Origin of the sequence: Bacillus sp. FSL P2-0099 (assembly GCF_038007445.1) — a bacterium.
GTDB classification, from domain to species: Bacteria; Bacillota; Bacilli; order Bacillales; family Bacillaceae_G; genus Bacillus_A; species Bacillus_A mycoides.
This window is the reverse complement of record NZ_JBBOXE010000001.1, coordinates 2,745,465-2,758,628: the sequence shown is the minus strand read 5'-3', so window position 1 is coordinate 2,758,628 and position 13,164 is coordinate 2,745,465. Positions and strand designations below refer to the sequence as shown.

Sequence of the window (13,164 nt, the reverse complement as noted above, 5' to 3'; positions counted from 1 at the left end):
CCTATTCTTCCTTTTTTTATGATATTATATATGCAAAGGATGGTGATGGATATGCCAATAAACAATCAAGCAGAACAAAACTGCTTCATTTGTGAAAAACATAAAGGGAACATTACAGTTCCAGGTGGAGCTATTTACGAAGATGAACTCATTTACGTTGGACATGTCCATTGGGATGCAGAAGAAACATATCTTGGTTATGTAATGATTGATATAAAGAGACATGTACCTGGTCTCGCTGAATTAACTGAAGATGAGGCAAAGGCATTTGGACTGATAACAAGTAGAGTAAGTAAAGCGCTTAAAGAAAGCAAAGGTGCAGAACATATTTACAGTTTCGTTTCAGGTAATGGTGTACCACATTTGCATATGCACATTATTCCGCGTTATCCAAATACACCAAAAGAGTTTTGGTCACCGACTGAAGTAGCAAATTGGACTGGTGCACCACATGGAGATTCAGAGAAAATTAAAAAACTATGCGAAAGAATACGAAAGTATATGGTAAATGAGTATGCATACAACAAATAATGCACAATATTCATGGGTTGGAAGTAGGGAAATGTGTTTAGACGAAGCTTCAGTCAAGCAATATGGTGATATCGTACTTGGTAAATACGGTGGGAATATAAGTGCCGGAGCAAAAAAGAATGAAGACGGTGCATTAGTTTGGTCGAATGGTGATTGGGAATTTACCGTTATATTAGACGGACATAATAGTGCAGAAAGTGTTGATTTAGTAGTAAGTACGATTCAAGCAGAATATGAAAATATAAAAGTAATTATGAATGAACTGATTGAAACAGTATTTCGATCTGTTGAAAATCATATACTTACAATTTTTCAATCCTCCTCATTTAAAGAAAAGTGCAAAAGAGTAAAAGGTGAAACAGCTTGCTTAATATGTGTAAGAAAAGAAAATTACATATGGTGGCTATCTATTGGTGATTGCCTAGTTTATGTATTTCATGATGAATTACATAAATTAGGACAATATACATTAAACCAACGTCAATTTTATGAATGGATTGGTAATGTAAACACGTTTGATTTACCCGTTCCATGCTATTCTTCAGGAATTCGTGAACTACGTACTGGAAAGAATCGAATTGTAATGGTGACAGATGGGGTATTAGAATGCGGGGAACGCCGTTATGAAATGCCATTAAACCTATACAGTGATATGAATAAAAATAATATAGAGCTTAAAGAAAATGTTCACAATATTTTAGAACACGTTCATCATCAATTAGGACGAGATAGTGCGACCATTATTAGTTGGGATTATGAAAATGATGCATATGCTACGTATCCGAGTGATCAGCCGGAGAAAATTAAAGTGAAAAAATAAAAAGGAGAGGGTTTTCTGTCAGTTACAAAAATATCCTTATTAATTTTATGGGTGCTATCTTTATTGGTTTTTGAAAGAATAGCGAGAAGACAGTTAAATATACCGAAACAAAAAGGATGGAATAACCAATATGTGAATGATACACATAAATGGGGAAATAGAATTATTATTTCCTCTTATATAGTTGTTATTGCTATAAGCACTTTTCTTCCAAATCGTATATATATGGGCTGTGTACCTCTTTTGTTTTTTATTACGTTATATGGATTTCAATCATATATGGAGTGGAAATATGATAAGGAATCGCGGGAGTTTTTGATTTCATTATTAGGAGTTACAGCATTAATAATAACAGGGTTCATACTATATTTCTTCTTTTAATATAGTATAAATTTAAAGGAAGAGGGAGAGAAGAAATGAAAACCCCTTTCTTACGTGCAGAATCGATCATTTTTAATGAAGATCATTCAAGAATACTCGTTCAATAACCGTTAATATAGTCCACTTTATTTTAAACAATTCAATGAAGTAATAGGAGGAATGATATTGAGAACCTATACATTTTGGATTATAATTTTTGGTTTTTGTATAGCGGGCTACTTTTTGGATCGATTTTTAAGAAAAAAATTGAATATGCCAAAGAGCGGGTTTTGGGGATATAATAAATATGTAAATAGCTTACATAAAAAATTGGAAATAGGACTGCTTTTTGTTTATTTAATAATTAGTTTTATTTACATATTTAAATTCGAAAGCACTAATATTTGGTTTATCATTTTCACTTATTTAGGGGTTACGTGGATCCTAAGGACATGGATGGAATGGAAGTATGATAGAGAATCGAAAGAATATATTTTTTCGATAATTGGATTATTTGCATTTATTTTTATGACTTCGATGCTATTTTACTTCGTTCCACCTGCTGCATAATAAAATGATTATTGATGGTACATATAATGAAATCATGAATTAAATAATAACCATTTATCCGTTCGATGATAAATGGTTATTATTTACTTTACAGTTACATCTTCTTAAAGCTCCTCAATACAAGAAACTCCCACAATCTCCAAGGAAGAACCTTCTTCGCAAAGATCATAAATTTTACACCTTTCCCAATTGGATATCGTAATGTAGTACGCCTTGCTTCAGCAATTTCTACGATTTTATTTGCAACATCCATCGGATTACCAAGTGTATCGTTGCCATTGTTTATGTGCTTTTGTATTTTATCCATATATTCTTTGTAAGGAGAGGTTGTATCAGATTGGTTTTCAGCTAATTGTTTACCAACTTCCCATATATTCGTGTTATAAGAACCAGGTTCAAGTAAGGCAACGTCTATTCCGAAAGGCTTTACTTCTAAGCGAAGGGATTCACTCCAGCCTTCTAATGCATATTTTGAAGAAACGTAAGGAGATAGACCAGGGAATCCTACTTTCCCGCTAATACTGCTTATATTAATGATTTTTCCGCTTTTCTGTTCTCTCATATATGGTAAGGCAAGCTGAGTGATTGATATAGCTCCAAAAAGATTTGTTTCAAATTGTTTACGGTAGTCCTCCACTGGGATTTCTTCGATAAAGCCCCCATTTGCATATCCTGCATTATTTATGAGAATGTCTATTCTGTTTATTTCGCTTAAAAATAATTGGAAGTTATGTATAGAACCTTGATCTGTTACATCTAATTGTTGAACTTTTATATTTTGTTGTAAGTGGAGTTTAGTAGCTTGAGATATTAAGTCTATTTGTTTCTCAATATTGCGCATTGTAGCAATGACAAAATAGTCTTTTTTTGCAAGTTCAAGTGTCGTTAAAAGTCCGAATCCACTTGATGCTCCTGTAATAATCGCGATTTTTTTATTCATTGTTCGCTCGCTTTCTTTTTCTTTTATCATAACGAGTTATAAAGAGAAAATCTATTTATTGTATAAAGATATTTGATATAATTGAAAATAATTATCAATTAAATTTTGGTTTTTACATAAAAGGAGTGTGGGTTTCATGGAGACTAACGGTTTTCATGATATTTTTCATAAATATTTTTATGGTTTACAAGTTGTAGAGGAAAGACATATGAATGTTCCAAAAACAATAGGTATGGGTGAAATACGAAGATGGACTTCATTTTCAGGTATGGAAATTGTGTTATCAAATTATCAATTTCATAATAACCATCGCATCCAGTTTGCATCTGATGCAGCAATGGTGGAGCTTAATTTTTGTTTACAAGGGTTCGGAGGAGTGCAAGTTGGTCATTCTTCGTATGAATTAATGACTGGAAATAGCTATTTATATTTTATGAATGATTTTGATGTAGTATTTGAATATGAAAAAGAAACGCCTCTATATTCATTAGCGATTGGGATTCCTGTACAATTGTTTAATCATTTCATGATGAATAATGCTATTGAAAAAAGTCTTGATTTTCATTCTATATTAGGAAATCAATCTTTTAAAAAGTTTCAAAATCCAATTGACTCTATAACATCTAGTCTTATTAAGAGAATGATAGAGCATCCCCAAAAGGATCGTATTAGTCAACTAGAATTAGAAAGTAAAGCGCTCGAATTGCTTTCTATACATTTTGGGAGAGTGTTGTTTAATGATTGTGACGCAAATAAAAGGAGTCAATTATCAAAACAGGATTTGAATAAAATAAAACAGGCTGAAGAAATTTTACTTCAACGAATGGAATCACCCCCATCATTATTAGAATTAGCTAAAATAGTAGAGTTAAATGATTATAAATTAAAAATTGGGTTTAAAGAATTATTTGGGATGTCCACATTTGCATATTTACGAGAAAAGCGTATGGAACATGCGATAGATTTATTGCGTTCGGGAAATAGTAATGTGACCGAAACGGCATTTGCAGTTGGATACAATAATGTCAGTCATTTTTCAGAGTTATTTCGTAAAAAGTATGGAATGAATCCATCAGAACTTTTACGTATTTATTAACGTAAAAAAGGAATAATCCGCTATACCGTAAATTCCTCCGTCATTTGGTAGTTGCTTTTTGTAATGGTCATTATAATTACAAACAACATCCAATTGGAAATAACTTTTTATGGAGGAATTTAAATGAAAGAACGGAATGAAAGTCATTTTTGGATATTTGTATTAACAGGAATGTTTCTTATTATAACAACGACGGGTTTTGCACGTATGGCATATGGAATTATATTACCGTTTATGCAAGAAGGACTCCATTTATCTACAGCTCAAGCAGGTATGTTAGGAACTATACTCTTTTTAGGGTATTTATTAACAGTCGGAACATCTGGAATACTTACTATCCGTTTTGGAGCAAAATCAGTTTTATTAATAGGGAGTTGGCTCATCGTTATAAGTTTAATAGGATTATCATTTGTTCCTTCAGTTTGGATAGCTGCTATTTTTATGCTATGTTCTGGAGCTGGAAGTGCTCTTGTATATACACCACTCATGTCAATAACAGTAGGATGGTTTCCAGAAAAAAGAGGAACTGCAATGGGGCTATTATTAAGCGGTGCTGGCATAGGCATGCTATTTAGTGGAATAATCGTTCCTTATATAGTACGTACATTTCCAGAGTATAGTTGGCGTGGTTCATGGCTTTTGTTTGGCGTTATTACATGTATTGTTGTATTCGTTGCCTCAATTGTTTTGAAAAATCCAGAAGTTACTGAAGATGAGGGGGAAAGGAATAATAAGTCGTTTTTATGGAAAACGAAAGAGTTATACATCATTGCATGGATGTATTTTATTGTGGGCGTTGTTTATTTAATTCCAAATTTATATCAAACTAGTTTTATGATTAATAATGGTATTTCGGCATCAATTTCGGGAACTGTTTATGCGATTGCAGGAATGTTTTCAATCGTAGGAGCTCCTGTCTGGGGATTGATTTCGGATCGGATTGGTATAAAGAAGACGTTATGTATTGCACTTTTATTAGCTGTAATAGGTGATATGATTCCAATTATATTTGGACATACCATTGGCTTTATCATGTCGGCAATTATTTGGGGTTCCAGCCTCGGAGGTATCCTTTTATTAATTCAAGTTGCTGCTTCAAAGCAAGTATCTCCGAAATATGTCTCAATGGCAATTAGTTTTATATCCGTTTTCTATGCAGTTGGTCAAATGATTGGACCAGGACTTGCAGGATGGATTATCGGGGAAAGTGGATATACAACAGCTTATGGATTAGGTGCTTTCGGTTTCTTTATGTGCATATGTTTGGGATTAAGGCTAAAAAGAGGGGATCTGGCAAACTCAGCGTATATAGAGAAGTGAGTATTGTCTTGAAATGAATCTTTTTAATGGGGGGAAGTAAAGTGTTCCATGTTAAAGACGTATTAGCAGATCAGTTATTAGCAAATGCGAATGATCCCAGTTGGTATATTCCATTTTCAGATGCAGTTAAGGATTTATCTGAGAGAGAAGCTTTCTGGAAACCGAATGAAGAGTGTAATAGTATAGCTGAAATTGTACAACATTTACTGTATTGGAATACGACGTGGCAAACTAGGTACAAAGAATCAAATGTTAATGCTGTGCCCGCTATTGGTGATAATAACAAAAGTTTTATGCTTTCAGATAATCAATCATTTGAAGAGTTAAGAGAAAAACTATTAGAGAAACTGTTACAATGGCAAAGTCTCATAAATGAAGACAAGGTTGAAAGTGATGTAATTGGATTTCCTGTATCTGCGAAGTGGTGGGAAGTATTAGCTAATGTAACGACTCATAACGCGTATCACATTGGTCAAATTATTTACATTCGGAAATTACAGAAGAGTTTTGATAATGAATAAGATAATAATTCTCAAATTAGGTGAACAAAAGTGGACAAAACGAGACAGATGTCTCATTTTGTCCACTTTTTTATTATGAAAGAAAAGAGAAAACCTGTTAAATCAGGAATTAGAATTTGGCACAGTACTTGCAATATAAAAGATGAACAAGAAAATAGGAGGGCTGGACATGTTAAAAACAACTGAAAGTAAAGGGAATGAAATTACGAAAGAACAAGCTCGTTGGATGTATGAAAAAATGTTAGAAATTCGTAAGTTTGAAGACAAGGTGCATGAATTGTTCGCGCAAGGCGTTCTGCCAGGTTTCGTTCATTTATACGCTGGTGAAGAAGCAGTAGCAGTTGGTGTATGTGCCCACTTAACAGATAGTGACAGTATTACAAGTACGCATAGAGGTCACGGCCATTGTATCGCAAAAGGTTGTGATTTAAATGGCATGATGGCCGAACTTTTTGGGAAAGCGACAGGGTTATGTAAAGGTAAAGGTGGTTCAATGCATATTGCCGATTTAGACAAAGGAATGCTTGGTGCAAATGGGATTGTAGGCGGAGGTTTTCCACTTGCTTGCGGTTCAGCATTAACAGCTAAATATAAAGGAACGAAAGATGTAAGTGTTTGCTTCTTCGGTGACGGAGCAAATAATGAAGGAACATTCCATGAAGGGGTTAATTTAGCAGCGATTTGGAAGTTACCAGTTATTTTTATCGCAGAAAATAACGGTTACGGTGAAGCAACAACATTTGAATATGCTTCTAGTTGTAACTCTATTGCTGATCGTGCAAAAGCATATAACATTCCGGGTGTTCAAGTAGATGGAAAAGATCTATTAGCAGTATATAAAGCGGCGGAAGAGGCTGTTGAGCGTGCACGTAATGGCGGTGGCCCAATTTTAATTGAATGCATGACATATCGTAATTACGGTCATTTTGAAGGAGAAGCACAAACGTATAAAACAGCGGAAGAAAAAGAAGAACATTTAAATGAAAAAGATGCGATTGTGCATTTCCGCAAGCATTTAATTCATGAAGCTTTATTAACGGAATCCGAACTTGTGGATATGGAAAAGGCAGTAGATGAAGCAGTACAAAAATCAATTGAATTTAGTGAAAACAGTCCATATCCGGAAGATGAAGAATTATTAAAAGATGTATACGTTTCTTACAAATAAGAGGAGGGTGAAAAATAATGAATAGAACAGTAAGTATGTCAACTGCAATTAATGAAGCGATGAAAATATCAATGCGTCGTGATGAAAACGTAATTTTAATCGGAGAAGATGTTGCAGGCGGTGCACAAGTGGATCACTTGCAAGATGATGAAGCATGGGGCGGTGTACTCGGTGTTACGAAAGGACTTGTACAAGAGTTTGGTCGAAATCGTATTTTAGATACTCCAATTTCAGAAGCGGGTTATATGGGAGCGGCGATGGCAGCTGCTGCAACCGGTTTACGTCCGATAGCTGAATTAATGTTTAATGATTTTATCGGTAGTTGTCTTGATCAAGTATTAAACCAAGGTGCAAAGTTCCGCTATATGTTCGGTGGAAAAGCGAAAGTGCCAGTTACAGTACGTACGATGCACGGTGCTGGATTTAGCGCAGCGGCACAGCATTCACAAAGTTTATATGCGTTATTTACGAGCATTCCAGGTATAAAAGTTGTCGTTCCTTCCAATCCTTATGACGCAAAAGGCTTATTATTAGCGGCAATTGAAGATGACGATCCAGTAATCTTCTTTGAAGATAAAACACTTTACAATATGAAAGGCGAAGTACCAGAAGGGTACTATACAATTCCTTTAGGAAAAGCAGATATTAAACGTGAAGGTTCTGATGTAACAATCGTTGCAATTGGAAAACAAGTTCATACAGCACTTGCAGCTGCAAAGCAATTATCGGAAAAAGGACTCGAAGTAGAAGTAATCGATCCACGTTCTTTATCACCGCTGGATGAAGATACGATTTTAGCATCTGTTGAAAAAACGAATCGCCTGATTGTTATTGACGAAGCAAATCCAAGATGTAGTATCGCAACAGATATTGCGGCAATTGTAGCGGATAAAGGATTCGATTTGTTAGATGCACCTATTAAACGAATTACAGCACCACATACACCAGTTCCGTTTTCGCCACCACTTGAAAAGTTATATTTACCAACGCCGGAGAAAGTAATTGAAACTGTATCAGAAATGATCGGAGACCAATCTTTATTACGTGTGTAATGAAACGATGAGAAGGGAGAGAGAAACATGGCTGTAGAAGTTGTAATGCCGAAGTTAGGTATGGCGATGAAAGAAGGTATTATTACGAGCTGGAATATTAAAGCAGGTGATAATGTAGAAAAAGGTGAACTAATTGCTAGTATTAACTCGGAAAAAATCGAAACTGAAATAGAAGCACCAGCTGATGGAACTGTTCTTGATATAGCTGTAAGTGAAGATGAGGGAGTGCCGCCGGGTACTGTAATTTGCTACATCGGTAAACCGGACGAAAAAGTAGAAGTTCATGAAAACATACATGTTGTAGAAGAAAAAGCATCTAATCCAGAACCTAAAAAGGTACAACATCCAGAACCATATGCGATAGATGTGACGAAGCAAAGAGTTAAAATATCTCCAGTAGCAAAGAAAATTGCAAAAACTGAAAATCTCGATATTAGATCATTAATTGGTACAGGACCTGGCGGAAGAATTACAAAGGTAGATGTATTAAAGGCGCTTGAAGAAAGAGTAGCAATTCCAGAAGTACTTGAACAAGAAGAAAGTAAAGTCATTCCTATTACTGGTATGCGAAAAGCAATTGCGAACCGTATGCATGCAAGCTTACAAAATAGTGCGCAATTAACATTAACGATGAAAGTAGATGTTACAGATTTAGTTGCTTTACATAAAGAAATAGCGGAAGTTGTACAAAAACGATACGATAACAAACTAACTATTACTGATTTCGTTTCTCGTGCTGTTGTATTAGCGCTTAGAGAGTATAAAGAAATGAACAGCGCGTATATAAATGATGCCATTCATCAATTTGAACATGTTCATTTAGGTATGGCGGTCGCGTTAGAAAAAGGATTAGTCGTTCCAGCTATTCGCTTTGCTAATAATCTATCTTTAGTAGAGTTATCTAAAGAGATTAAAAATGTGGCACAAAAGGCACGAGCAGGCAGTTTAAGTAGTGATGATATGCAAGGGACAACATTTACAATTAGTAATTTAGGTAGCTTCGGGATTGAATATTTCACACCAGTATTAAATACACCTGAAACTGGTATTTTAGGTGTAGGTGCAATTGAACATGTTCCTGTATATAAAGGGAAAAAATTAAGAAAAGGAAGTATGTTACCTTTAAGTTTAACATTCGATCATCGTGTATTAGATGGTGCACCAGCAGCTACATTTTTACGCACAATTAAAAGTTATTTAGAAGAGCCTGTAACAATTCTTTTATAAAGAGAAGGTGAGAAAATGAGTAATTTAGTTGTTATTGGGGGCGGACCTGCTGGTTATGTAGCGGCAATTACCGCGGCTCAAAATGGAAAAGATGTCACTCTTATTGATGAATCTGATCTTGGTGGGACTTGTTTAAATGTCGGTTGTATGCCTACGAAATCATTGTTAGAAAGTGCGGAAGTGCATGACATTGTGAGAAAAGCGAATAATTATGGAGTTACACTTAACGAAGGAAGTATATCAATTGATTGGAAGCAAATACAGGCGAGGAAATCACAAATCGTAACGCAGCTCGTCCAAGGAATCCAATATTTAATGAAGAAAAATAAAATAAAAGTTATACAAGGTAAAGCGAAATTTGAAACGGATCACCGTGTGCGAGTTACACATGGTGATAAAGAAGATGTAGTAGTTGGAGACCAGTTTATTATAGCGGCAGGATCAGAACCAACTGAATTACCTTTTGCTCCATTTGATGGGAAGTGGATTTTAAATAGTAGTCATGCAATGTCCCTAGAAAATATACCAAAATCATTATTAATCGTTGGCGGTGGTGTAATAGGTTGCGAGTTTGCAAGCATTTATAGTCGTCTTGGAACAAAAGTTACGATTGTTGAAATGGCATCGCAATTATTACCTGGTGAAGATGAAGATATCGCACAAATTTTAAGGGAGAAACTAGAAAATGATGGTGTAAAAATATTTACAGGAGCGGCTTTAAAAGGATTAAATAATTATAAGAAGCAGGCTTCATTTGAATATGAAGGAAGTATCCAAGAAGCCAACCCGGAATTCATTCTCGTTTCTGTCGGTCGAAAACCACGTGTACAAGAATTAGCTTTAGAAAAAGCAGGCATTCAATTTTCAAATAAAGGAATTTCTGTGAATGAACATATGCAAACAAACAAATCACATATTTACGCAGCGGGTGATGTGATTGGTGGAATACAGCTTGCTCACGTTGCCTTCCATGAAGGAACGACAGCGGCATTACACGCGAGCGGAGAAGATGTGAAAGTAAACTATCATGCTGTACCTCGCTGTATTTATACAGCTCCAGAAATTGCTAGTGTCGGTTTAACAGAAAAAGGAGCAAGAGAGCAATACGGTGACATCCTCATCGGAGAATTCGCATTTACAGCGAACGGAAAAGCGCTTATTATTGGAGAACAAACGGGGAAAGTAAAAGTTATTGTGGAACCTAAATATCAAGAAATTGTAGGGATTTCTATTATCGGTCCTCGTGCAACCGAACTAATCGGACAAGGAACGGTGATGATTCATACAGAAGTAACCGCTGATATAATGAGAGATTATATTGCAGCACATCCAACTTTATCTGAAGCAATCCATGAAGCATTATTGCAGGCAGTAGGACATGCTGTACATGCTTGAAGGTAAAAAGACCAGTCTAATAGGACTGGTCTTTTTAGTAAATAATATTTAAGTAGCAATATGTATAAAAAGATACTAGAAAAATCACTATACTCTCATGTTTTTTTTATCGATGAGAGTATAGTGATTTTGAAACTTCTTCACTTATTTAATTAAAATGCCCTGTTACTATTTAATTTCAATAGCTGAAGTAATATCGTTCCAATCGGCAGCTAAATTAGCAGTTTGACCATACCAATCAGAGTGTCTAAAGGAGACACCTTTTCCATATCCTTGAGTTGAAGAATGTTCCCATAGCGTTGTTGAATAACTTGCAGAAGGTGAAGCTGTACTTACAGAAGAAATTCTGTCGTTCCAGCTAGAAGGTAGGTTTTTAAAGCCACTGCTCCAATAAATATACTGTCCACCTTTATTTTGATGCTCATAAAAATCGGTACTACCAGCACCACTACCTAAAGGGTTAATTTTATTTTTAAGTGCCTTTTTATCCTTTTCAATAAAAGCATTCAATGTTTCTCTGCTAGTAAAGCCATAAGCTAACCAATCTCCATTTTCATTTTGCTTAGGTAGTACCATAGTAATTTGGATGTCTTTTTTTGATTGATCGCTTAATTTTGTGAATGAATTAACATTCTTTTCATCAACTTTTAAATAATCAAATGATTTAATTGTATTATCTTTTTCTGCAGCACTTACTACTCCTAATCCTCCAGTTAATGCAAAACCTGCTACTAATGTCCCTGCTACTAATTTCTTCAACATATAACCATCCCTTTTTGTTTAGATTTTTGTACAGGTAAAACTTGTACATGTAAAATGTATTCTAATTTCATATTTTTGTAAATATTCTGAAGTTTTAGAAATAATAGGCGGAATATTTACAGTTTTGCATTTATTCTTTAGAAAAAATAGCTATTGGAATGATATAATAAATAGATATATTGCCTTTGTTGGATGTTGAAATGTTTTAGGAGAGATATCATTGAAATATTTTACAAGAGATTGGTATAAAGAAATGCAACTTTCAGGATTTGTACATTTCATAGAATCAATAGAAAAATGTAAAGAAATAGATCCCGATTATTTACAAAGTTTGAAAGATGAAGTAGAAGAAAGGAAAGAAGATTTATTAAATTATCTTCCTGAAACGCTACATTCATACTTTTATAACAACACTATTGATTCAGAATATCCCCCTAATGAATTAAAGAAACTTTTGTTAGAGTGGACAGCAGATTATGAAAAAAGAATGACACAATTAGATCAATCATACTTAGAATATTTTAATTCGATTAAGAAAAAACTTCCGTCAAACGTTGTTCAATTACATGAATTCTCACTGCATGATAGTGTGATTAAAGTAGTAAAGTGTAAGTCAGAATATACTTTGTCTATCGTATTAGATTGCACTGGTACTTTTAGTGATTTCAATAAACTTCAAGTTTTTTTACAGGAGTGACCAAATGTTCTATACCTGAAAATTTTGAAGGTGCTTGGTGGCTATACCATGAAATAGAGCTTACTGAAGACGGTTTCGAACTGGGTGTTTTATTTGACTGTCCATTTAGAGAAGTGACGATTTGTGCAACGAATTTATTACTTGAAAAGAAATAATATCATGCCTTTAAATTACAAATGTTTGACATGATGAAAAAATGAAGATATTGTAGATACATGAAGTCTGCAATAGGAGCCGTATTATGAAATATTCTAAAGCTACAAATTACGCTCTTCACACAATGCTTTTTCTGGCAAAGGCTACGCCAAATAAGTTAGTTAGTGTTCATCAGTTAGCGGAAATGCAGAATGTTTCACCAACATACTTGTCTAAAATACTAACTAAATTGACGAAGGAAGGCATGATTCATTCATCATCAGGACCTAAAGGTGGTTATTCACTTAGCAGTAATTGGGAAGATATCTCTTTTTTAGATATTATACATGCTATTGAAGGAAAAACATCATTGTTTGAATGCTGTTTACATCAGGAACCTGGATGTTTAATTAATGAAGTAATGCTTGCGGCAGAGGAAAAAATGGAAGAAGAGTTACGAAATCAAAAAATCGTAGATCTTGCGAAAAAAATAAATGTGGATTTTTAATCCGCTTTTATTTTTAAGTTAATTAAGGATAAAAAGACTCTTTAATATCTATAATTATAGTT

General features: G+C 34.5%; 14 protein-coding genes and 1 pseudogene. 13 read left to right on the top strand and 2 right to left on the bottom strand.

All coding sequences use genetic code 11. From position 1 onward, the window contains the following. Positions 1–39 precede the first annotated feature (39 nt). The 4 genes from MKY90_RS14000 (at position 40) to MKY90_RS13985 (ending at position 2,281) form a co-directional block, all read left to right on the top strand. Positions 40–531 (top strand): HIT family protein, encoded by a 492-nt coding sequence (locus MKY90_RS14000; RefSeq protein ID WP_078185648.1) that lies wholly within the window; start codon positions 40–42, stop codon positions 529–531. Beyond that, positions 515–1,351, top strand: a complete 837-nt coding sequence (locus MKY90_RS13995; protein ID WP_341091629.1) for a PP2C family serine/threonine-protein phosphatase — start codon at positions 515–517, stop codon at positions 1,349–1,351. The genes MKY90_RS14000 and MKY90_RS13995 overlap by 17 nt, the downstream gene beginning before the upstream one ends. Before the next feature lie 63 nt (positions 1,352–1,414). Beyond that, positions 1,415–1,732, top strand: a complete 318-nt coding sequence (locus tag MKY90_RS13990; protein ID WP_341091628.1) for a DUF4181 domain-containing protein — start codon at positions 1,415–1,417, stop codon at positions 1,730–1,732. 165 nt (positions 1,733–1,897) lie between these two features. Further along, on the top strand, positions 1,898–2,281 hold the full coding sequence (locus MKY90_RS13985) for a DUF4181 domain-containing protein (protein ID WP_078185625.1): 384 nt from the start codon (positions 1,898–1,900) through the stop codon (positions 2,279–2,281). Between the two features lie 94 nt (positions 2,282–2,375). Here MKY90_RS13985 and MKY90_RS13980 read toward each other — a convergent pair whose 3' ends face one another. Next, complete coding sequence (locus MKY90_RS13980) at positions 2,376–3,221, bottom strand: oxidoreductase (protein ID WP_341091625.1); 846 nt, start codon at positions 3,219–3,221, stop codon at positions 2,376–2,378. A gap of 136 nt (positions 3,222–3,357) precedes the next feature. Between MKY90_RS13980 and MKY90_RS13975 the strand changes: the two genes are divergently transcribed. The 7 genes from MKY90_RS13975 (at position 3,358) to lpdA (ending at position 11,000) form a co-directional block, all read left to right on the top strand. Then, complete coding sequence (locus MKY90_RS13975) at positions 3,358–4,317, top strand: helix-turn-helix domain-containing protein (RefSeq protein ID WP_098168316.1); 960 nt, start codon at positions 3,358–3,360, stop codon at positions 4,315–4,317. Between the two features lie 123 nt (positions 4,318–4,440). Next, positions 4,441–5,637 carry an MFS transporter gene (locus MKY90_RS13970; RefSeq protein ID WP_098168315.1) on the top strand — a complete coding sequence of 399 codons (1,197 nt, stop codon included), beginning with the start codon at positions 4,441–4,443 and terminating at the stop codon, positions 5,635–5,637. 41 nt (positions 5,638–5,678) lie between these two features. Then, positions 5,679–6,158 carry a DinB family protein gene (locus tag MKY90_RS13965; RefSeq protein WP_063219097.1) on the top strand — a complete coding sequence of 160 codons (480 nt, stop codon included), beginning with the start codon at positions 5,679–5,681 and terminating at the stop codon, positions 6,156–6,158. 169 nt (positions 6,159–6,327) lie between these two features. Further along, entirely contained in the window at positions 6,328–7,326 is a 999-nt protein-coding gene (gene acoA, locus MKY90_RS13960; RefSeq protein WP_341091622.1) for an acetoin:2,6-dichlorophenolindophenol oxidoreductase subunit alpha, read from the top strand. 17 nt (positions 7,327–7,343) lie between these two features. Further along, positions 7,344–8,378 carry an acetoin:2,6-dichlorophenolindophenol oxidoreductase subunit beta gene (acoB, locus tag MKY90_RS13955; protein ID WP_098168314.1) on the top strand — a complete coding sequence of 345 codons (1,035 nt, stop codon included), beginning with the start codon at positions 7,344–7,346 and terminating at the stop codon, positions 8,376–8,378. Between the two features lie 27 nt (positions 8,379–8,405). After that, entirely contained in the window at positions 8,406–9,605 is a 1,200-nt protein-coding gene (locus tag MKY90_RS13950) for a dihydrolipoamide acetyltransferase family protein (protein ID WP_341091619.1), read from the top strand. Between the two features lie 15 nt (positions 9,606–9,620). Further along, entirely contained in the window at positions 9,621–11,000 is a 1,380-nt protein-coding gene (gene lpdA, locus MKY90_RS13945; protein ID WP_098168312.1) for a dihydrolipoyl dehydrogenase, read from the top strand. A 168-nt stretch (positions 11,001–11,168) separates the two neighbouring features. Here the strand turns inward: lpdA and MKY90_RS13940 are convergent, their stop codons facing one another. Next, positions 11,169–11,762 (bottom strand): hypothetical protein, encoded by a 594-nt coding sequence (locus MKY90_RS13940; RefSeq protein ID WP_061674243.1) that lies wholly within the window; start codon positions 11,760–11,762, stop codon positions 11,169–11,171. 220 nt (positions 11,763–11,982) lie between these two features. On the opposite strand from MKY90_RS13940, the pseudogene MKY90_RS13935 reads away from it, so the two are divergent. Beyond that, positions 11,983–12,614, top strand: a pseudogene (locus MKY90_RS13935) (DUF4085 family protein). Between the two features lie 86 nt (positions 12,615–12,700). Further along, entirely contained in the window at positions 12,701–13,102 is a 402-nt protein-coding gene (locus MKY90_RS13930; RefSeq protein ID WP_063219096.1) for an Rrf2 family transcriptional regulator, read from the top strand. Positions 13,103–13,164: the final 62 nt, after the last annotated feature.

Bases quoted from the DNA above. Each gene is read 5' to 3' on its own strand.
- MKY90_RS14000 (WP_078185648.1), top strand. From the start codon at position 40: ATGGTGATGGATATGCCAATAAACAATCAAGCAGAACAAAACTGCTTC.
- MKY90_RS13995 (WP_341091629.1), top strand. From the start codon at position 515: ATGCATACAACAAATAATGCACAATATTCATGGGTTGGAAGTAGGGAA.
- MKY90_RS13980 (WP_341091625.1), bottom strand. From the start codon at position 3,221: ATGAATAAAAAAATCGCGATTATTACAGGAGCATCAAGTGGATTCGGA.
- MKY90_RS13975 (WP_098168316.1), top strand. From the start codon at position 3,358: ATGGAGACTAACGGTTTTCATGATATTTTTCATAAATATTTTTATGGT.
- MKY90_RS13970 (WP_098168315.1), top strand. From the start codon at position 4,441: ATGAAAGAACGGAATGAAAGTCATTTTTGGATATTTGTATTAACAGGA.
- acoA (WP_341091622.1), top strand. From the start codon at position 6,328: ATGTTAAAAACAACTGAAAGTAAAGGGAATGAAATTACGAAAGAACAA.
- acoB (WP_098168314.1), top strand. From the start codon at position 7,344: ATGAATAGAACAGTAAGTATGTCAACTGCAATTAATGAAGCGATGAAA.
- MKY90_RS13950 (WP_341091619.1), top strand. From the start codon at position 8,406: ATGGCTGTAGAAGTTGTAATGCCGAAGTTAGGTATGGCGATGAAAGAA.
- lpdA (WP_098168312.1), top strand. From the start codon at position 9,621: ATGAGTAATTTAGTTGTTATTGGGGGCGGACCTGCTGGTTATGTAGCG.
- MKY90_RS13940 (WP_061674243.1), bottom strand. From the start codon at position 11,762: ATGTTGAAGAAATTAGTAGCAGGGACATTAGTAGCAGGTTTTGCATTA.
- MKY90_RS13930 (WP_063219096.1), top strand. From the start codon at position 12,701: ATGAAATATTCTAAAGCTACAAATTACGCTCTTCACACAATGCTTTTT.